This window comes from Natronomonas aquatica (assembly GCF_024449025.1).
GTDB classification, from domain to species: Archaea; Halobacteriota; Halobacteria; order Halobacteriales; family Haloarculaceae; genus Natronomonas; species Natronomonas aquatica.
The window spans coordinates 1-18389 of the sequence record NZ_JAHLKM010000024.1; the positions used below are offsets into that span (position 1 = coordinate 1).

General features: G+C 64.4%; 19 protein-coding genes and 1 pseudogene. 11 read left to right on the plus strand and 9 right to left on the minus strand.

The features are described from left to right. The coding region (locus KM295_RS13190) for a cytochrome c oxidase subunit I (protein ID WP_256030423.1) at positions 1-1508 on the minus strand (1508 nt) is incomplete at its 3' end. A gap of 286 nt (positions 1509-1794) precedes the next feature. Between KM295_RS13190 and KM295_RS13195 the strand changes: the two genes are divergently transcribed. Continuing rightward, complete coding sequence (locus KM295_RS13195) at positions 1795-2568, plus strand: helix-turn-helix domain-containing protein (protein WP_418904803.1); 774 nt, start codon at positions 1795-1797, stop codon at positions 2566-2568. 50 nt (positions 2569-2618) lie between these two features. Here the strand turns inward: KM295_RS13195 and KM295_RS13200 are convergent, their stop codons facing one another. Continuing rightward, the gene (locus KM295_RS13200) at positions 2619-2969 is read right to left on the minus strand and encodes a nuclear transport factor 2 family protein (RefSeq protein WP_256030425.1); all 351 of its coding nucleotides are present in this window, start codon (positions 2967-2969) and stop codon (positions 2619-2621) included. 291 nt (positions 2970-3260) lie between these two features. Between KM295_RS13200 and KM295_RS13205 the strand changes: the two genes are divergently transcribed. Continuing rightward, positions 3261-4268, plus strand: coding sequence for a sodium:calcium antiporter (locus KM295_RS13205; RefSeq protein WP_256030426.1), 1008 nt, complete (start codon positions 3261-3263; stop codon positions 4266-4268). 157 nt (positions 4269-4425) lie between these two features. Further along, positions 4426-4854 carry a hypothetical protein gene (locus tag KM295_RS13210; RefSeq protein ID WP_256030427.1) on the plus strand — a complete coding sequence of 143 codons (429 nt, stop codon included), beginning with the start codon at positions 4426-4428 and terminating at the stop codon, positions 4852-4854. A 111-nt stretch (positions 4855-4965) separates the two neighbouring features. Here KM295_RS13210 and KM295_RS13215 read toward each other — a convergent pair whose 3' ends face one another. After that, on the minus strand, positions 4966-6156 hold the full coding sequence (locus KM295_RS13215) for a pyridoxal phosphate-dependent aminotransferase (protein WP_256030428.1): 1191 nt from the start codon (positions 6154-6156) through the stop codon (positions 4966-4968). Between the two features lie 121 nt (positions 6157-6277). Between KM295_RS13215 and KM295_RS13220 the strand changes: the two genes are divergently transcribed. After that, on the plus strand, positions 6278-6577 hold the full coding sequence (locus tag KM295_RS13220; RefSeq protein WP_256030429.1) for a hypothetical protein: 300 nt from the start codon (positions 6278-6280) through the stop codon (positions 6575-6577). Positions 6578-6703: 126 nt separating this feature from the next. Here KM295_RS13220 and KM295_RS13225 read toward each other — a convergent pair whose 3' ends face one another. Then, positions 6704-7396, minus strand: coding sequence for an HAD family hydrolase (locus KM295_RS13225; RefSeq protein WP_256030430.1), 693 nt, complete (start codon positions 7394-7396; stop codon positions 6704-6706). Further along, positions 7393-8355, minus strand: coding sequence for an MBL fold metallo-hydrolase (locus tag KM295_RS13230; protein ID WP_256030431.1), 963 nt, complete (start codon positions 8353-8355; stop codon positions 7393-7395). The genes KM295_RS13225 and KM295_RS13230 overlap by 4 nt, the downstream gene beginning before the upstream one ends. Before the next feature lie 171 nt (positions 8356-8526). On the opposite strand from KM295_RS13230, the gene KM295_RS13235 reads away from it, so the two are divergent. Then, complete coding sequence (locus KM295_RS13235; protein ID WP_256030432.1) at positions 8527-9312, plus strand: SDR family NAD(P)-dependent oxidoreductase; 786 nt, start codon at positions 8527-8529, stop codon at positions 9310-9312. After that, positions 9309-10310: a TIGR04024 family LLM class F420-dependent oxidoreductase gene (locus tag KM295_RS13240; RefSeq protein ID WP_256030433.1), complete on the plus strand. Its 1002-nt coding sequence runs from the start codon at positions 9309-9311 to the stop codon at positions 10308-10310. The genes KM295_RS13235 and KM295_RS13240 overlap by 4 nt, the downstream gene beginning before the upstream one ends. Positions 10311-10615: 305 nt before the next feature. On the opposite strand, the pseudogene KM295_RS13245 reads toward KM295_RS13240, so the two are convergent. Next, positions 10616-10864: pseudogene (locus KM295_RS13245) on the minus strand (DUF7969 family protein); the annotation flags it as partial. Between the two features lie 100 nt (positions 10865-10964). Here KM295_RS13245 and KM295_RS13250 point away from each other — a divergent pair. Next, entirely contained in the window at positions 10965-11234 is a 270-nt protein-coding gene (locus KM295_RS13250) for a glutathione S-transferase N-terminal domain-containing protein (RefSeq protein WP_256030435.1), read from the plus strand. 71 nt (positions 11235-11305) lie between these two features. Here the strand turns inward: KM295_RS13250 and KM295_RS13255 are convergent, their stop codons facing one another. Continuing rightward, positions 11306-12061, minus strand: a complete 756-nt coding sequence (locus tag KM295_RS13255; RefSeq protein WP_256030436.1) for an SIR2 family NAD-dependent protein deacylase — start codon at positions 12059-12061, stop codon at positions 11306-11308. A gap of 77 nt (positions 12062-12138) precedes the next feature. Next, positions 12139-12564, minus strand: coding sequence for an HTH-type transcriptional regulator LrpA1 (gene lrpA1, locus KM295_RS13260; protein WP_256030437.1), 426 nt, complete (start codon positions 12562-12564; stop codon positions 12139-12141). 180 nt (positions 12565-12744) lie between these two features. On the opposite strand from lrpA1, the gene KM295_RS13265 reads away from it, so the two are divergent. Genes KM295_RS13265 through KM295_RS13275 form a run of 3 tightly spaced genes read left to right on the plus strand, consistent with a single transcriptional unit; the run spans position 12745 to position 13843 of the window. Further along, complete coding sequence (locus tag KM295_RS13265; protein WP_256030438.1) at positions 12745-12900, plus strand: hypothetical protein; 156 nt, start codon at positions 12745-12747, stop codon at positions 12898-12900. Further along, the gene (locus KM295_RS13270) at positions 12900-13343 is read left to right on the plus strand and encodes a PaaI family thioesterase (protein ID WP_256030439.1); all 444 of its coding nucleotides are present in this window, start codon (positions 12900-12902) and stop codon (positions 13341-13343) included. The genes KM295_RS13265 and KM295_RS13270 overlap by 1 nt, the downstream gene beginning before the upstream one ends. Beyond that, entirely contained in the window at positions 13340-13843 is a 504-nt protein-coding gene (locus KM295_RS13275; protein ID WP_256030440.1) for a MaoC/PaaZ C-terminal domain-containing protein, read from the plus strand. The genes KM295_RS13270 and KM295_RS13275 overlap by 4 nt, the downstream gene beginning before the upstream one ends. A 9-nt stretch (positions 13844-13852) precedes the next feature. Here KM295_RS13275 and carB read toward each other — a convergent pair whose 3' ends face one another. After that, the gene (gene carB / locus KM295_RS13280) at positions 13853-17080 is read right to left on the minus strand and encodes a carbamoyl-phosphate synthase large subunit (protein WP_256030441.1); all 3228 of its coding nucleotides are present in this window, start codon (positions 17078-17080) and stop codon (positions 13853-13855) included. A gap of 212 nt (positions 17081-17292) precedes the next feature. On the opposite strand from carB, the gene KM295_RS13285 reads away from it, so the two are divergent. Beyond that, a complete protein-coding gene (locus tag KM295_RS13285) occupies positions 17293-18375 on the plus strand; it encodes a phosphotransferase family protein (protein ID WP_256030442.1) in 1083 nt (360 codons plus the stop codon). The last annotated feature ends 14 nt before the right edge of the window (positions 18376-18389 follow it).

Below are 18389 nucleotides of genomic sequence, written 5' to 3' on the forward strand. Positions count from 1 at the left end.
GAGGAGACCGCCCATTCGGCGGTGCGGGCGAACTCCCAGGGGTTTTCGGGCGCTTCGGGGCCCGAGAGGTAGCTTTTTCCGAGGTTATAGAACATGATGAAAAACGAGAATCCGAGGGCGAAAGCGCCGATGGTGCCGATCTGGTGTGAGGTGACGAACTCTTGGTTGTACTCGAAGACCCGCCGTGGGGTCTCCCAGGCCGTGAACATCGAGAAGTACACGACGTTGAAGGCGATAAAGAAGACGACGAAGTGGAGTTTGCCGAGGAACTCGTCGTACATTTTGCCGGACATCTTCGGGAACCAATAATAGATCGCTCCGACGAGTGCCGTTGCGCCGCCGAACATGACGTAGTGGAAGTGGGCGACGACCCAGTAGGTTCCGCGGAACTGGTAATCGAGGACGATGGCGCCGAGGAAGACGCCGGTGATGCCGCCCAGAATGAACAGAAGCAGTGCGCCGAAAGAGAAGAGGAAGGGCGTTTTGAACCGGATGCGGCCTTTCGCGAGGGTGTAGATGAGCGCGAAAACGAGGAGATCGAAGGGGAGTGAGATGCCGATGGTGGTGGCCATCATCAGGGTTTTGGTTTCGAGGTTGATGGTGGTGAGGAACATGTGGTGCATCCACACGAGGAAGGACTGGAGTGCGATCAACACGATGGCGATGGTGACCCATTTGCGGCCGACGAGGCGGTTGCCGGAGAAGGTCTGGAAGATTTCGAGCATGACGCCGAGTGCGGGGAAGAAGACGATGTAGACTTCGGGGTGGCCGAAGAACCAGAAGAGATGGCCCCACAGGAGGGCGCCGCCCTCGGTCGCCGAGAAGTAGACGCTGCCGAAGACGCGGTCGGCCGCCAGGATGAAAAGCGCCGCGAGATACGCCGCGAATGCAAAGAGCATCATCCAGACGGTTGCGAGGATGGACCAGGTGAACATAGGCATGTCCATGAGGCCCATGCCTTCGGCGCGGGAGTGATGGATCGTCGTCAGGAAGTTGATCGTGGAGGCGGTCGAGGCGGAGATAAACATCGCGATCCCGAGCACCGCCCCCGTTGAGCCGACAGCCGGCGTGTAGGCGGGGATGTTAAGCGGGGCGTACAGCGTCCAGCCGGCGGTCATCGTTCCGCCGTCCTGGAAGAACGAGATTGAAAAGAGCAGGCCAGAAAAGAGGTACATCCAGTATGAGAGGGCGTTGAGCCGTGGGAACGCCAGATCGTCGGCGCCGATCTGGAGCGGGACGACGTAGTTAGCGAAAGCGAAGGCGAACGGCGAGAGGAACCAAAAGACCATGAGGAGGCCGTGTGCGGTGACGGTTTCGTTGTAGCCGACACCGTTGCCGCCGAGGACCGTCGCGGCGGGATCCCACAGCTCGACGCGGAGCAACAGCGCGAGGACGCCGCCGAAGAGCAAAAAGAAGATAGCGGTGAGTAAATAGAGGATGCCGACGTCCTTGTGGTTGGTCGTAACGAGCCAGCGTTTGAGCGAACTGGTATCGGGAAGCTCGCTCATCAGGCGCTCGCCTCCCGGGTGTTACTCGCTGCCGCTGCGGGTGTCGGTGTTGATGTCGATACCGACGCCGATCCACCGCCGTCGGTGTCGTCGTACCACTCGTTGAACTCCTCAGGTTCTATACTGGAGGTGCCGAACGTACTGCGACCAGCCCCGTTGCGGCGGACCGGATCTATCGGGCAGTGACGACTCATGCGCTATCTGTTGTGCAGGGGAGGCGACGGATTGAAACTGTATTTGGCGTGCGACAAACACTTCACTCACTCCGCCGATAGGCCACGCAAACATGCGGGAGTTCGTGTTCGAACTAAAGTACGAACCCGGGCGGAATCCGTTGATGGACGTTTTCGATGAGTACCCGGATCTTTCCTCGAACGGTATCGCCGGTGTCGCTGGGAACGATGAACTCTGGCGGATAGAACGGATATCCGGACCGACCGAGGGACTGGATACGGCCGAAACGTGCCTCGAACGTCGTCCGGGAGCGGCCGAAACGGTAACCGCGACGCCGTGCGAGGTGAGGGCGCGGGTGAACGTTATAAAAAACTCCGGAGCCCACCGGGACGTGTATACCCACTTCGAATCGGTTCAGGGCGGCGATTCGGTTCATACGCTCGCCACGAAGCATCTGGGAGACGACGTCGTCTTCGAGGTCCAGCGGACGCGGCTGACCCAGCGATGGCGTATCGCCTGTCCGACCGACGAGGCGTTCGGTCTCTTTTATGACGCCTTCCAGGGGGCGTTACACGCGGATATTTCCTTTCGCTTCAGCCACGTCGGGCAGGCCCAGGGCTGGCAAGCGAACCTCTTTTCAGGGATCGATATGCCGGCCGAACAGCGCGTCGCGCTCGTAAACGCAGTCGAGCACGGATATTACGAATCCCCCCGGGAAATATCACTGGAGGAACTCTCGACAGATCTCGGGTGGCCCCGGTCGACGCTCTCCTATCGGCTCCGGCGAGCCGAAGCCAGACTCGCCGAGGCGTTCGCCGAACGGGTCGGGTCCGGGGATGCCGGACGCCCGATCAGTTCCGGCCGCGATACCGAACACGGAGGATGACGTAGCGGTGGCGTCCACGGCGTTCGCCCGCGTCGGTGTCGGCGTCGCCGCTACTCTTTGGGCTGGATGTCGCCGGCGAACGTCTGGAACTCGATCGCCCCGTCGGGAATGTGGAACGTATCGGTACAGAACCCATAGACGTTGTCCGGTGTTTCGGCGTGCCACAGGAGGTAGGCGAAATCCCCCTCTACGATGGTATCGTCCACCTCGAGATCCGTTCCGTCCTGAGAGAACTCCTCGAACAGCTCCGAGAAGAGCCCCTCGATCTCCTCGAGGCCACGAAAGACGCCCATGTTCGTGACGACGACCGAATCCTCGACGTAGTCGACCATGACCGCCTCGAGGTCCTGGGTGGCGAACGCGTCGAGGTGGTGATCGAGCACGCTTTCGGTGTTACTCATACTCATAGGGTATCACGGGCGAAACGTACGACGAGCACTCATTTAGTTATTTGGCGGCGGAAGCGCTCACCGTGGTGGGCGCGGTTCCGTCGGTAGTCGTTTCCCGGCCGGCGAAGGAACTCCGGTGGACCCGGCTTCCGCCCGGAGCGTTCCGGTAACCGACACGGGGGGGACCGAGGGACTGTCTCGGGTTCCCCTCCTCTCATTTTAGAGCAGACACGGGCTCGGGGGTGACACCCGTATTCGGTCGGGTGGGACACACCTTTGACTCGCCCTGCCGAAACGTGACTAATGGTGGGACTAGTCGGCTCTCTCGCTTTGGTGGCCGTCGGGACCCTCGTCATCTGGAAGGGAAGCAAATACTTCGAGCAATCAGCGGAGCGACTCAGCAAACACTACGGGCTCCCGGTCGCGTTTCACGGTGCGATCGTCGTCGCCGTCGGATCCAGTTTTCCCGAGATCAGCTCTATCGTCATCAGCACCGTGGTCCACGACGAGTTCTCGCTCGGCGTCGGCGCGATCGTCGGCAGCGCCATCTTCAATCTGCTCGTCATCCCCGCGCTTTCGGCGCTGTTCAGCGAGGAGCTGGAAGCGACCCGTAGCCTCGTTCACAAGGACGCACAGTTTTACATCATCAGCGTCCTCGTGCTTTTCATCGTGTTCGCGCTCGGGGCGACCTACGTCCCGGGAGGGACGAACCAGGCCGCGATCTTGACCCCGGTACTGACCGTCCTGCCGCTTGCGACGTACGGAGTCTATCTCTTCCTCCACCAGCAGGACGCCAGCGAACACGTCGCCGAAACCGAACTCGAGATCGACCGCAGGCGGGAGTTGATCACCCTCGTCGTCGCGTTGCTCGTGATCGCCGCCGGCGTCGAAGGACTCGTTCGCGCCGCGCTCTCGCTGGGGGAAACGTTCGGTACCCCGAGTTTCCTCTGGGGGCTGACCGTCATCGCGGCCGGGACGAGCCTCCCCGATGCCTTCGTCAGCGTTCGCGCCGCACAAAGCGGCGACAGCGTCACCAGCCTCACGAACGTGCTCGGCAGCAACACATTCAATCTGTTGGTCGCCATCCCGGTCGGCGTCCTTCTCGCCGGCACGGCGACCATCAACTTCCTTGCCGCGATCCCGACTATGGGATTTCTCGCTTTCGCCACGCTGGTGTTTATTGTCTTTGCCCGCACCGATCTCGAGTTGACCGACTACGAGGCCTACGGCTTCCTCGGGTTGTATCTCGTGTTTCTCCTCTGGATGGCGCTCGAATCGATCGGCGCCATCGAAACCGTTCGGGGTATCTGACGGCGGTGTCAGGGGCGGACGAGAGAGATCGGCGCCTCTTCTTTATGTACTGTTTCGAACGCCACCGCTTCGTCCGTGACGCCGGGGCCGCTGCGGGTCCGGCCGTCGTCGTCCGGAACGATCAAGCCTGTCGGTTCCCAAATCTCACGAACGCTAAATGGCCGCCAGACGAGAGTTTCTCACCGGGATCGCTGTCGCCGCCGCGGGCTGTCTCGGTCCGGGCGTCTCGAGCCGTGGCGCCGACGAGAGCGGCGATGGCGGGTCGACGGACGCCGGGAGCGATACGGACACAGACGATACCGACGACGAATCGCGCTATCACCTCCGGGGCGCCCCCGTCGAGGCCGACGACCGCGAGCCGGTGTTGTCGACCGACGACGACGCCGTCGCCAGGATCGAACCGCTCGTCGACCTACTCGAGGAGGTGACGGAGACCTTCGAGGTCAAGTACGCCTCGCTGTCCCCGAGCGACGCCGGGGCGTTCGAGGAGGTGACGGCCGACGTCGAACGGTACGCCGCGGGGAACCCGCCCGGCTACTACATCGACCACGAGGGGACCGTCGTCTCGGTCTCGTCCAGCGGGTAGTCTTCCCCGTTCTCCGTCCGTCGATGGCGAGGGAACGGTTCGGAAAAGCGCTGGTGATGCGGATCCGTTCGATCCTCGGACCCGACGCTCGTCAAACCTGAGACACGCACATTAGGCCGGTCCCAGTTCCGTTCTGATCATCGATTCGAGCCGGTCGAGCCCGGTTGCGATCCGATCGCGATCGTTCGCAAAGCTCAGCCGTATGTGGCCCTCCCCTCCGTCGCCGAACGCCACACCCGGCGCTGTCACGACCTGATAGTCGTACAGGAGCCGTTTGGCGATCTCCATGCTCGATCCCTCGAGCGCGCTCACGTCGAGGAACGCATAGAAGCCGCCCTCCGGGGGAGCGACCGACACGTGGGGAATCGAACCGATCCGGTCGACGACGAAATCTCGTCGGGACCGGAAGGCGTCCTTCATCGCCTCGATCGGCTCCCGTGATCCGGTAAGTGCCGCGATGGCGGCGTGCTGTGCGGGGGCGTTGACACAGGATGTCGTGCTTTCGTGGATCTTGGTGACTTCTCCGAGCACGTCGGCGGGTCCCGAGAGCCAGCCGACACGCCAGCCGGTCATCGCGTAGGTCTTCGAGAACGAATCGACCGAGAGAACCCACTCGTCGTGGTCGGTGACGCTCCTGATCCGTGCCGGCGTCTCGCCGTAGGTGAGGTTCCGATAGACCTCGTCGGCGAGTACGTAGGCGCCGTGTTCGGCCGCCGCTTCGACGATACGCTCGATGGCCTCCGGCGGGAACACCCGGCCGGTCGGGTTCGAGGGGGAGGTAAGCGAAACGGCTGCGGTATCCTGGCCGATCGCATCGATGATCGTGTCGGGATCGGGCTCGAATCCCGCTTCGGGCGGCATCGACACCTCGATCGGCACCGCGCCGGCGAGTTTCGCCTGCGAGATCGGGTTCGGCCATGCGGGGGTCGGGATGAGGACCTCCTCGCCCGGATCCGCAACGGTGTGGATGGCGAGATGGAGCGCTTCCACGCCGCCGTTCGTGACGACGACCTCGGAGCCGGGATCGACGTTTTGGCCGGTCTGCTCCGAGAGCCGTTCGGCGATCGCCTCCCGGAGTTCGAGTAATCCTGCGTTCGGCGTGTATCGGGTCGCGCCCGCCGTCGCGGCCTCGTGGGCGGCCTCGACGATGTGGCCCGGCGTATCGAAATCGGGTTCGCCGAGTTCGAGATGAACCAGATCGCCGTCGTACTCGGCGGCGAGATCGAACATCACACGGATCTTCTGTGGTTCGATGTCGTCGACGCGCCGCGAGATCCGTTTCCGCCCGTGATGCTGCTTCATCTGTTGGTGGGACTTCCCTTGCCAGTAAATGCCTTTGGATCGTATAAAAGCGTCCCGACACGGCGGTCGGCGTCGGCACCGCCCCCGAACCGTTTTGGGTCGCGGTAACGAATCCGGGACGATGCCGACGACGTGTGCGCTGTGTCGGCGCGTGGTTCCCGACGGAAAGATCGACGATCCACAGGTCGTCCAGCGGCACCACCTGCGACCGGAAGAGCGTGCCACGAGCCCGACGGTGACGCTCTGTCGGCCGTGTCACGAACAGATCCATGCCGTCTTCACGAACGCGGAACTCAGAGCCGAGTACGACACTATCGAGGCGTTGCGCGACGCCGACCGTCTCCGGGGGTACATCGAGTGGATCCGCGGGACGGACAAACTCGACATCCGGGTCTCGACCAGCGATCGGGTGCGTGAGTGACCAGAGCGTTACACTGATAGCTCCCGTCCGGATGTCGCTTTCGACACAGTCTCGTGCCGTCGGCTATGGTTTCATGGGGATATCGCGCGGGGCAGGAATATCCCGAAATCGATATCGCCGAGGGTATCACTCATCGACGCCGACGATCCCGAGCACGTCGCGGAGATCGTCGATCTCGTGATCCGCTTTCGGCCCCCACGCGTCCGGGCCGTAGCCGACCGTTTCGATCCCGAGTGCGGCCGCACCGACGATGTCGTGATCGTAGCGATCGCCGATCATAACAGTCCGTTCCGGGTCCGCGTCGGTCGCTCCGAGGGCGTCGCGGAACATCCGCTCGTCGGGTTTGGTGTAGCCGATCGCCTCCGAGGTAGTCACGTGATCGAAGTGGTCCCAAACGCCCAGGGTATCGAGCATCGATCGGGCCTCGGGGGTGTCGACGTCCGAGACGATCGCCAACCCGAACCCCGAAGCGGACAGCGTCGCTATCGTATCAACGGCAGCCGGCTTCGGTTCGAGCGCTTCTTCGAGTGCCGCCTCGAGCCGCGAGTCCCAGTCGGCCGGCGGGTCGCCGTCGAATAGCTCCGCGGTCGCCTTCGCGTACCCATCGCGTGCGAGCCGGTATCGGTTCCCCTCCCGTCCCCGGAAGTGATCGCCGAGCGTCGTCTTCCACGACTCGAGGGCGCCCTCCGGATCGAACCCGTACTCGGCGGCCAGACCGTCGACGAACGCGGCGTACCCCGTCCGGATCGACGCGAGTTCGACGATGACACCGCCGATATCCCAAAAGACCGTCCGGGGGCGGGGATCCGGCGCTGTCATCGGCTGTACCTCCGGACACCGGCACGGGATTCGCCCGTGACCCGCCCGGTCTTTTCGAGGTGTGCGAGTGCACCCATCGCCTCCGGAAGCAGATACTGGCTCCCGTGATCGCCGGCGACTGCCTCCGCGACGGCGGGGGTAGTCTCGTGGCCGTCGGCGACGAGGGCGGCGACCTGATCGAGTCGGTTATCGAGGCTCGACCGATCGCGATCGACGACCCAATCGAGGTCGCCGTGTACCGGTCCGTGGCCGGGATAGACGACATCGACCTCGAGTTCCGCCATCCGGTCGAGAGCGCCGTAAAAGGCGCTGAAGGCGTCCCGGTAGCCGTCGTCGAGGCCCTCGTGTAACACGATCGGGCGGAACGGCTCGATCCCCATATCGCCCGCCAGGAGAACGCGGTCGCCGTCGATATCCGTCCGGTAGCTCAGGTGGTCGGCCTGATGGCCCGGGAGGTGGACTCCCTCGACGTCCAGCGACCCGACCGAGAGGCGTTCTCCGGGCTCGATCCAGACGTCGACCGATCCGGGGGCCAGCAGTTCGAGGTTCCGCTCGAGCGATTCGACGGCCCGTCCGACCGCCGTCTCGAGGGTCTCACCCGAAAACCCGGCTTCCCGACAGTTCCGTCTGACACGTGCCTCGAGGGTATCCGCCGGGCGGTCGAACCGCGATTTGACGCCGACTGGAGCGTATACCGTCGGATCGCTGGCCTCGAGGACGGTCGGCACCTCGCCGATGTGATCGACGTGGGGATGGGTGACGAGGAGGTGCTCGATATCCCCGGGGCCGTACCCGTACGTCGCGAGCGCGTCCCGGAAGGCTTCGGTCCGTCCCGGTGCGGCGGCGTCGACGAGGATCGGCTCGGGGCCCTCGATCAAATAACAGGCGACGTGTCCGGGGGGCCACTTCACGTCGAACGACAGTCGGTGAACGAGCTCCTGGCTGCTCCGTACGTCCATTCGCCGATACCTCGGCTGTCGCCGCGTATAAACTTTCGTTTCGCTCTATGGATGGTTTCGTTACCACTGTTCGGCTCGATCCCACCGTACTTACCTTTATTAACGATACCGGAGAACGATCCGGTCGATGACACGGACAACGCGTACGCCACACCCAGTGTGTGAACACCCATGATGAGTCCGTTTTCAGTCGACGGACGGACGGCCGTGATCACCGGCTCGAGCCAGGGGATCGGCGAAACGACCGCAAAGCGGTTCGCCGCTGCCGGCGCAAACGTCGTCGTCACCTCCCGATCGCCGGAGCGAATCGAAGCGGTCGCCGAGGAAATAAACGACAGCGACCGTCCCGGCGAGGCTATCGCGATCGAGTGTGATGTCCGGGATCGGGCGGCCATCGAGGCGCTCCTCGAGGCGACCGCCGGGGAGTTCGGACGGATCGACTCGATGATCAACAACGCCGGCGCGTCGTTCACCGCGGCGTTCGACGAGCTCTCGGAGAACGGCTGGAAGACGATCGTCGACATCAACCTCCACGGGACGTTCCACTGTGCTCAGATCGCGGGCCGACATATGCAACAGCAGGAAGGTGGGGGAACGATCGTCAACGTCGCCTCCATCGCGGGAACGATGGGGTCGCGGTCGATGAGCCACTACGGGGCCGCCAAGGCGGCCGTGATCAACCTCACGAGGTCGCTATCGGCCGCCTACGCGGATCACGGGATCCGGGTCAACTGCGTCGCGCCCGGGCTCGTCGGGACGCCCGGCGTCGCCTCCCAGCTTGGGATCGATCCGGCCGACGTCGACCGCGAGGACGTCGACAAGGCGATGGGCCTGCCGGCAGAGATCGCCGACGTCATCCAGTTCCTTGCGAGCGACGCCGCCTCCTACGTCGTCGGCGAAACGATAACCGCCCAGGGTGTTCCACCGCTCGAGGACACACAGCGGCCGAACACATGACTGAACGGGATCTCTTTCTACCGGTGGCAGCACAGCCGAGCGTCGAGACGCTCGTCGAGGGGGCACGGCTCGGCGAGGACCTCGGGTACGACACCGCGTGGCTCCCCGAGACGTGGGGCCGGGACGCGGTCACGACGCTGACCTGCATCGCACGGGAGACCGACGAGATCGGTGTCGGCACCTCGATTATGCCGGTTTACTCCCGGTCGCCGGCGCTCATCGGACAGACCGCGACGACGCTTCAGGAAGTCTCGGAGGGCCGGTTCCGGCTCGGACTCGGCCCCTCCGGCCCGCTCGTCATCGAGAACTGGCACGGCGTCGAGTTCGGGAACCCGCTGCGCCGGACCCGCGAAACCGTCGAGATCGTCAAACGCGTCCTCTCGGGCGAACCGGTCGAATACGACGGGGAGATATTCGATCTCGAAGGGTTCAGGCTCCGGTGTGATCCCCCTGACCCGGTACCGGCCGTCGATACAGCCGGGATGGGGCCGAAGGCGGTCGAACTCGCGGGGCGTTTCGCCGACGGCTGGCATGCGCTTTTGTTGACCCGGGAAGGCCTCCGGGATCGGCTGGAAGATTTCGACCGCGGCACCGAACTCGGCGACCGGGACCGATCCGAACAGCGGGTCTCGCTGTCTCTGACCTGCTGTGTGCTTGAGGACGCCGAAGAGGCGAAACGGCTCGTCAGACAGCACGTCGCCTTTTATGTCGGCGGGATGGGGTCCTACTACCGCGACAACCTCGCACGACAGGGACACGAGGCGGCTGCAAACGAGATCTACGACCGCTGGCAGGACGGCGACACCGACGGCGCGATGGCGGCGCTGTCGGACGACCTCCTCGAACGGCTCGCGGTCTGGGGAACGCCCGAGACTGCCCGTGAGCGATTCGAACGGTTCACCGGCATCGACGGCGTGGCTGCGGTGTCGGTTTCGTTCCCGCGGGCGGCGGACATCGATCAGATCCGCTCGACGATGCGGGCGCTCGCCCCCGAATGAACGGGTGGGCCCTCACCTCGCTATCGCTGTAACCGAGATCGACTCCGAGCACGCCGTTCTCCCGACGGGATCGCCCGACAATTTATATACGAACACGGGGCCAGCCCTCCTATGCGTTGAGCGATCGACGGCGGGTCGCCGAGGCGGGAGCAGAGCGGACCGATGAAGGAGGTGCCGGGTCGGCCGCTCGCTGTGACCCACGGCTCGCCGAACGAAAGCGGGTCACCTGTTCGCCAGTTCCCGGCCAGCCGCGACCGGCCGCAGCCTCAACGTTTTCCGAGCGCCCGCCCGGCGTCCGTCGTCCCGTGGCGCACGAAGGAGAGATAGAAGCCCCGGCCGCAGCCGTCGGCGTCCGGATCGCGTGTCGTCTCGTCTTCACCGCACTGAAACCGGACGCCGTCGATCCGTTCCCGCTCGTAGTCGTCATCGGCCGCAACGTACTCCCAGCCCTCGAGCGGGTACGGCGTAACGGACTTGTCGGCGAGATATCCCTCTCGCTCGAGTTCGACGACCGTCTCACAGTGCGGACAGTAGTACGTAACGGGAGTACTCATACCGCTATTAGACGTCGCGGACGCTTGGCCGTGTCGGTGTCGGTAGTCCCGATCGGGGTTCCGGGCGTCGGCTTTATTGTCTCGGCCACGTACGCCCGGTATGACGATCACGTTCTATCGCCTGGAGGGGTGTCCCTTCTGTGAGGACGTCCTCGCCAGACTCGAGGAATTGGACGTCCCGTTCGACAGCGTCCGGGTCGAAGGCCTGCACTCCGAGCGTGATACGGTGAAAGCGGTGACCGGCCAGCGGCAGGTTCCGGCCATCGTCGACGACGCCTACGGTGTCTCGATGAGCCAGTCGGTACGGATCATCGAGTACCTGGAGACAACCTACGGGGACGCTGACCCGACCGGAGCCGTCGACGGCTGACCCAGACCGCGGGCGATCCCGTCATCCGGCTTCCTCGCCCCCGGACGGGGCAAGTTCGGCAGTGACGGGTATCACCTGGAGAGGTCCTCGACCAGCCCCGGCAGCAGTTCCGCGACGTCGGCGCGGAAATCGTACGTTGCGATGTCGGAGAGGTCTGTCGGATCGAGGTTGACGATACAGAGCGTTCCACCAGACTCGACCGCATGTCGCGGCAACGAGGCGGCGGGTTCGACGGTCAAAGACGATCCGACTGCCAGGAAGACGTCGGCGTTCCGCGAGACCGTCCGTGCCCGAACGAGATCATCTCTCGGGAGCCGTTCGCCGAACAGCACAACGTCCGGTTTGAGGAGCCCGCCACAGCGGGTACAGGTCGGCGGTGCTTCGCCGTCCTCGACACGTTCCATCACGGGACCGACGTCGAAGCGATGATCGCACTCCGTACAGACGACTCGCCGGCCGTTGCCGTGGATCTCGATCGGGTCCTCGTTGCCGGCGGCCTGATGGAGCCCGTCGACGTTCTGGGTAACGAGCGTATCGAGGTGACCGGCCGCTTCGAGGTCCGCAAGCGCCTCGTGGGCCGCATTAGGCACGACGTCGCCGCCGAAGACCTCTCGAACCATTTCGACGCGTTCGCGCCAAAACCCCTCGGGATCGGCACGGAACCGCGAGATATGGAAATCGTCAGGGTCGTACTTCGTCCAGATCCCGTCCTCCGAACGGAAATCCGGGATCCCGGACGCCGTCGAAACGCCCGCCCCCGTCATCGCGACCACGGAGTCAGCCCGGGCGATCGACCGGGCCAACGCGGTACGTTCCTGTCGGTCCATACGCTTTGGTTCGGGATCGCCGGACAAAACCGCTGTGGCGCGAGACGAGCGAAAAGCGGGAACGCCGCACCGTGGGACTACTTCAGTCGTTCCTGCAGAAAAGAGGGGTGAGCGGCCGTCACGCCCTCGATCGAGAGGATTTTCTCGCGGATCGCCTCGCCGACCTCGTCGCCGTCGGCCGCACGCACCTCGGCCATCAGCATGTGGTCGCCACTGGAGGTATACAGCGACTCGACGACGTCGAGGTCCTTCAACTCGCGCGTGACCTCGACGTAGCGTTCGCTCGTGACGTCGATTCCGACCAGGGCGATCGATTTCCCGGAGAGCTTCTTCGGGTCGATGTCGGCCGAATACCCGACGATGACGCCCTCCGATTCGAGCTTGTCGATATATTTCCGGACGGTCGGTTTCGATACGTTCGCTCGTTCGGCGATCTCGGTGTAGGAGGCCTGGGCGTCGTCCTCGAGGACGGCGAGTATCCGCTCCTCCGTTCCCGCGCTCATAGAGGGATATTTTACGTCCGCGGAAAAATATCTTCCGAAGCGGAAAACGGACCGACCGAAGCCGGCTCTCGTCGGCTCGGTCCCACCGGGCGGCGCGGAACTCCCTTCCTCGGGAGAATCCCGGCTAACAGCGGTACTGCGGTGGGGTAGGCTTAAGAGGGAGCCGCCGGGAACGGGTGTATGATCACAGACGGTATCGGCCGCGACTGGCGAGCCGATCGTGAAAGCGAGCCGATCGACGTCAGTGGCCACGGGGACGGACCGCTCCGGAGCGGTGTTACGACGGTACCGGCGACGTCGACGGCGAACCGATCCACCGCCGTCCGGAGCGAGTGATGACCGGCCCGGAATCGCTCCCGGAGGATGTTCGGGACGGGTTCGAGACCGAACTCGACGACCACGGGCTCTTCTCGTGGTTGGACCTCGAGTTCGTCACGCTGGAACCCGGACGCGTCGTCTTCGGAATCCCCTTCGAGGAGAAGTTCGCGAACCTCGTCTCGGGGGCCGTTCACGGCGGCGTGACTGCCTCGGCGATGGACACGGCCTCGGCATTCGCGCTGCGCTCGACGTTCGACGATCCCGTCTCCGCGCAGGTGACGACGACGGATCTCGACGTCCGGTACGTGAACGCGGCCCGCGGGGACCTCCGGGTCGAGGCGACCGTCGTCGAGGCCGGCGGAACCATGGGGTACACCGACTGTGAGGCCACGACCGCCCACGAGGGCGAACGGAAAACCGTCGCCACCGGTGGCACGAGCTACAGACTGTTCCGAGAATGACCGACGAGACAACGGCTACGAACACGAACGACAGTACCGACGACGCGGACGCCGACGCAGACGGTGTCTTCCATCTGATCGAGGAGGGCGACGCCTACGTCACACAGGGGCGGACGATCACGGACGCCGACGTGATGAACTTTGCAGGCGTCTCCGGGGACTTCAACCACATCCACACCGACAAAGAGCGGATGGCCGATTCGATGTTCGGCGGCCGGATCGTCCACGGGATGTTCGTATTGAGCGCGGCGACCGGGCTCGTCTGGCAACACCGATCGGTTGAGGAGCGCGAGGCCGTCGTCGCGTTCTACGGCATCGACAACCTTCGGTTCCGGCGGCCGGCGTACGTCGGCGACACGATCCGCGTCTCGATGGAGGTCGAAGAGACGCGAAAAAAACCCGACGGTCCCGGGAACGGGACGGTCCGGTACGCGATGTCGGTAGAAAACCAGGACGGGGAGACCGTCCTCTCCTGTGAGATGATCTCGCTTCTGGAATAAACGAGCGCGCTATTGGCCCCAGTTGCGGCGTTCGGTCGGCCGTTCGGAGAGCGCCATCACGTCCAGGGGCTCCTCGACCGTCTCGAGCGCCTCGAGCGTGGCCCGCGAGCTCGGCACGGTCGAGAAGTAGGTGAGCCCCTCCTCGACGGCGACTTCGAGGAGATCGCGATCCCGGGAGAAGATCACGTCGATCTCGCCGTCGCGCAGGGCGCCGGAGACGTCCTCGAAGTCCTCCTTCGCGTGGACGTCGTAGTGGCGGGCAGCGTTTTCGCGGATATCGGTGATGTCTTCCTCCTGTTGGGACATCGCGCCGAGCGTTTCGAGGTCGACGATCGCCGTCCCATCGGTCGGGATGGCCTTGCTCGTCGCCGCCTGAGCCTTCAGGTAGGCCTTGCCGAACGAGCGGGCGGTCCCCATCACCTCGCCGGTCGATTTCATTTCGGGGCCGAGCCGCGGGTCCGATCCCGGCAGCCGGTCGAACGGCAGGACGACCTCTTTGACCGAGACGTGTTCGGGGATCTGCTCGTGGACCTGAAGTTTTTCGAGGGTAGCGCCAGCCATGACCTTCGCGGCGAGTTTCGCGATCGGGACACCGGTCGCCTTCGAGACGAACGGCACAGTCCGCGAGGAACGGGGGTTGGCCTCCAGGACGTACACCTCGCCGTCGCGGACGGCCAGCTGGACGTTCAAAAGCCCCACAGTGTCGAGTTCGCGGGCGATATCGAGAGTGACTTCGCGGACGCGTTCGAGGACGTCCGCCGACAGCGATCGCGGCGGGATCATACACGCCGAATCGCCCGAGTGGACGCCGGCGGCCTCGACGTGCTCCATGATCCCGCCGATCAGAACGTCCTCGCCGTCCGAGACCGCGTCGACGTCGAGTTCGACAGCGTCCGCGAGGAAGTCGTCGACGAGGATCGGCTTGTCGGGGGCGACCCGGGCGGCCTCCTCGATGTACGATTCCAGTTCCTCGTCGGAGGAGACGACGTCCATCGCCCGCCCGCCTAGCACGTAGGAAGGACGGACCAGAACCGGGTAGCCGATCCCGTGGGCGAGATCGAGCGCCTCGGCCTGGCTCGTTGCGGCGCCACCTTCGGGCTGGCTGATACCCAGTTCGTCCATCAGCGCGTTGAACCGGTCGCGGTCCTCGGCCAGATCCATGGCTTCTACGGAGGTGCCGAGGATCTCACAGTCCAGATCGCGCCGCTCGAGTTCGTCCTCGAGCGGTTCGCCGACGTTGACCGAGGTCTGGCCGCCGAACTGGACCATCACGCCGTCCGCGCCCGTCTCATCGGCGATGTCGGCGATCTCCTCGGCGGTGATCGGCTCGAAGAACAGGCCGTCGGAGGTGTCGTAGTCCGTCGAGACCGTCTCTGGGTTGTTGTTGACGACGTGAGCATCGATGCCCATATCCTCCAGGGCCCGGACGGCGTGGACCGCACAGTAGTCGAACTCCACGCCCTGTCCGATCCGTATCGGGCCACCGCCGACCACGACGACCGATTCCACATCGCGGTCGACCTGCACCTCGCTGGCGCCCCGTCCCGTCGGCGGTTCCCGTGCCGAGTAATAGTACGGCGTCGAGGCGCGGAACTCGCCGGCACAGGTGTCGACCTGCTTGAACGTCCGGCTGGAGGTGTCGGCCTCGACGTTCTCGACGGTCGTTCCGCCGCCGTCCGTCTCGACCGCCCCATCGCGTTCCGCGTCGGTCACCGCCGCGGGGATCCAGGAGGCGTGGGTGTCGTTGAACGCGCCCCCGGCGATGGCGGCGATCTCCTGGTTGGTGAATCCCACCTCGGCCGCGGGGGTGAACTCGCCGTTCCTGGCCGACTCGGCGGCCTCGGCGATCCGACCGAACCGTTCGAGATACCACTCGTAGATCCCTGTCAGGTCGTGGACTTCTTCGACGGTGTAGCCGCGATCGAAGGCCTCCAGGATCGCGTAAGGGCGGTCCGGCGTCGGCCGTTCGAGGTACGCCGATTCGAGTTCCGCATCGAGGATCTCGGTCCAGTCGACGGCGGGGTCGTACTCGGAGGAACGCAGCGCCTTCAGCAGCGACTCCTCGAAGGTCCGGCCGATCGACATCGCCTCGCCGGTCGATTTCATCGCCGGACCGAGCTCGAACTCCACGTCGGAGAACTTGTCTTTCGGCCACCGCGGGACCTTCGTGACGACGTAGTCGATCGCGGGCTCGAAGGCGGCGGTCGTCTCGCCGGTGATCTCGTTTTCGATCTCGTGGAGGCGTTTGCCGAGGGCGACCTTCGCAGTGACGCGGGCGATCGGATAGCCGGTCGCCTTCGAGGCCAGAGCCGACGACCGCGAGACGCGGGGGTTGACCTCGACGACCCGGTACTCCCCGGAGGGCGTGCCGTCGTCGCGCCAGGCGTGCTGGATGTTACACCCACCCTCGATCCCCAACTCGCGTATGACCTTCAGCGCCGAGTCGCGCATCTCCTGGTGGGCCTCGTCGGGGATGATCTGCGACGGCGTGACGACGGTGGATTCGCCGGTGTGGATCCCCATCGGGTCGATATTCTCCATATTGCAGATGATGATACAGGAGTCGTCGGCGTCCCGCATCACCTCGTATTCGAGCTCGACCCAGCCGGCGATCGATTCGGTGATCTGGACCTCGTGGTTCCGCGAGAGCTGAAAGCCCTTGCGCGCGATCTCCCGTAGCTCGTCCATATCGTCGACGACACCGGAGCCGGAGCCGCCGAGCGTGTAGGCCGTGCGGGCGATGACGGGGAGGCCGCCGACGGCCTCGACAGCGTCCTCGATTTCGTCCATCGATCCGATGGTCTCGGAGCGACAGACCGGCTCACCGATCTTCTTCATTCGCTCGCGGAAGAGGTTCCGATCTTCGGTCGCGTAGATCGTATCCAGCGGCGTCCCCATGATATCGACGTCGTATTCCTCGAGGACGCCCTCCTCCGCGAGCTCGGCGGTGACGTTCAGCCCCGTCTGGCCCCCGAGGCCGGCGATGACCCCGTCGGGTTTTTCTTTCCGGATGACCTCGGCGATCGCCTCCGTCGTGATCGGCTCGACGTAGACCTTGTCGGCCATCTCGGGGTCGGTCATGATGGTCGCGGGGTTGGAGTTGACGAGGACGACTCGGGCACCCTCCTCCCGGAGCGCTCGGCACGCCTGTGCGCCGGAGTAATCGAACTCGGCTGCCTGTCCGATCTGGATCGGCCCGCTGCCGATAAGCAGGATGGTGCGGTCCTCGTCTGGCATTACTCGTCCCGAGCCGACACATCGTAATAAGCCCGGCGAAACGGTGTGGCGTCCGTCGCCGGGAACGTGCGCCGAACCGCCGTTTTCGGCCGCGTATTCCGGATATTGTCGTCTCCGGCGTCGGCGACGGTACCGAGGTTTCCCGGCAGATATTTGACGGCGGCTCCCCCAGTCCTGTCTACAGTGTTAGCAACGTCCGGCGGTGAGGTCACATGACGGAGACGGACGCCGAGTACTTCGGGCGGATCGTCGACCAGGAGTCACTGCGGGCGTACCTGACGGACGAACTCGGTGCGGTCGATACCTACGAGGTCCGACACCACCAGGAAGGCCACTCCAACGAGACGCTGTTCGTCACGTGGGGTGATCGCGAACTCGTCGTCCGGCGGCCGCCGCCCGGCGACATCGCCGAGAACGCACACGATGTCCTTCGGGAGTACCGGGTGATCGATGCCCTCCAAGACACCGACGTCCGCGTCCCGACGACGGTGCTTTCGTGTGACGACCATTCGGTCATCGGAAGCGACTTCTACGCTATGGAACGCCAAGAGGGGAACGTCCTCAGGGACGAAGAGCCCGACCGGTTTTCGACGCCCGAGAAACGACGGGCGGTCGGCTACGAGGCGATCGATCGGCTCGTCGAGATCCACGAGGTCGATTACGAGGATGTCGGGCTTGAGGAGGGCGATTTCGGCTACCCTCCGGGCTTTACCGAACGGCAGGTCCGGCGGTGGTCCGAACAGCTGCTGTGGGCGTTTCAGGTCACTGCCGACGAACGGGAAGTCGAGGACCTCTATGAGGTGATGGAGTGGCTCTACGACAACGTCCCGGACGACGAGGCGTGTCCGAACACCCTCGTTCACGGCGATTACAAGCTGGATAACCTCATGTTCGGCCCGGGTGAGACCCCGGAGATCGCCGCGATCTTCGATTGGGAGATGTCGACGCTCGGGGACCCCTTCACCGATCTGGGGTGGCTGCTCTCCTACTGGCGCGACGAGGGGGACCCCGAACCGCCGCTTCCGTCGCTCGCCCAGCCGTTCCTCACCCGGGAGGGATACCCGACACGACGCGAACTCGTCGACCGATACGAACGGAAGACTGGCCACGAGTTCGAGAACCCGACGTTCTACTGGGTGCTTGCGACGTACAAACTCGCCGGACTCGGCGAGATGTTCTACCGCCGCTATCTGGAGGGCAACTCCGCGGACCCGATGTACCCGAAGATGGAAAAAGGCGTCCCGGCGCTGGCCGAACACGCGTTGACAATCATCGACGGCGAACTGAGTTTATAACCGCGATCGACGGC

What these genes read in the sequence shown, in the direction of transcription:
- KM295_RS13275 (WP_256030440.1), top strand. Translation starts at nt 13,340, where the DNA reads ATGACCGACGAGACAACGGCTACGAACACGAACGACAGTACCGACGAC.
- KM295_RS13270 (WP_256030439.1), top strand. Translation starts at nt 12,900, where the DNA reads ATGACCGGCCCGGAATCGCTCCCGGAGGATGTTCGGGACGGGTTCGAG.
- KM295_RS13215 (WP_256030428.1), bottom strand. Translation starts at nt 6,156, where the DNA reads ATGAAGCAGCATCACGGGCGGAAACGGATCTCGCGGCGCGTCGACGAC.
- KM295_RS13210 (WP_256030427.1), top strand. Translation starts at nt 4,426, where the DNA reads ATGGCCGCCAGACGAGAGTTTCTCACCGGGATCGCTGTCGCCGCCGCG.
- KM295_RS13235 (WP_256030432.1), top strand. Translation starts at nt 8,527, where the DNA reads ATGATGAGTCCGTTTTCAGTCGACGGACGGACGGCCGTGATCACCGGC.
- KM295_RS13195 (WP_418904803.1), top strand. Translation starts at nt 1,795, where the DNA reads ATGCGGGAGTTCGTGTTCGAACTAAAGTACGAACCCGGGCGGAATCCG.
- KM295_RS13220 (WP_256030429.1), top strand. Translation starts at nt 6,278, where the DNA reads ATGCCGACGACGTGTGCGCTGTGTCGGCGCGTGGTTCCCGACGGAAAG.
- KM295_RS13230 (WP_256030431.1), bottom strand. Translation starts at nt 8,355, where the DNA reads ATGGACGTACGGAGCAGCCAGGAGCTCGTTCACCGACTGTCGTTCGAC.
- carB (WP_256030441.1), bottom strand. Translation starts at nt 17,080, where the DNA reads ATGCCAGACGAGGACCGCACCATCCTGCTTATCGGCAGCGGGCCGATC.
- KM295_RS13250 (WP_256030435.1), top strand. Translation starts at nt 10,965, where the DNA reads ATGACGATCACGTTCTATCGCCTGGAGGGGTGTCCCTTCTGTGAGGAC.
- KM295_RS13205 (WP_256030426.1), top strand. Translation starts at nt 3,261, where the DNA reads ATGGTGGGACTAGTCGGCTCTCTCGCTTTGGTGGCCGTCGGGACCCTC.
- KM295_RS13200 (WP_256030425.1), bottom strand. Translation starts at nt 2,969, where the DNA reads ATGAGTAACACCGAAAGCGTGCTCGATCACCACCTCGACGCGTTCGCC.
- lrpA1 (WP_256030437.1), bottom strand. Translation starts at nt 12,564, where the DNA reads ATGAGCGCGGGAACGGAGGAGCGGATACTCGCCGTCCTCGAGGACGAC.
- KM295_RS13225 (WP_256030430.1), bottom strand. Translation starts at nt 7,396, where the DNA reads ATGACAGCGCCGGATCCCCGCCCCCGGACGGTCTTTTGGGATATCGGC.
- KM295_RS13265 (WP_256030438.1), top strand. Translation starts at nt 12,745, where the DNA reads ATGATCACAGACGGTATCGGCCGCGACTGGCGAGCCGATCGTGAAAGC.
- KM295_RS13255 (WP_256030436.1), bottom strand. Translation starts at nt 12,061, where the DNA reads ATGGACCGACAGGAACGTACCGCGTTGGCCCGGTCGATCGCCCGGGCT.
- KM295_RS13285 (WP_256030442.1), top strand. Translation starts at nt 17,293, where the DNA reads ATGACGGAGACGGACGCCGAGTACTTCGGGCGGATCGTCGACCAGGAG.
- KM295_RS13240 (WP_256030433.1), top strand. Translation starts at nt 9,309, where the DNA reads ATGACTGAACGGGATCTCTTTCTACCGGTGGCAGCACAGCCGAGCGTC.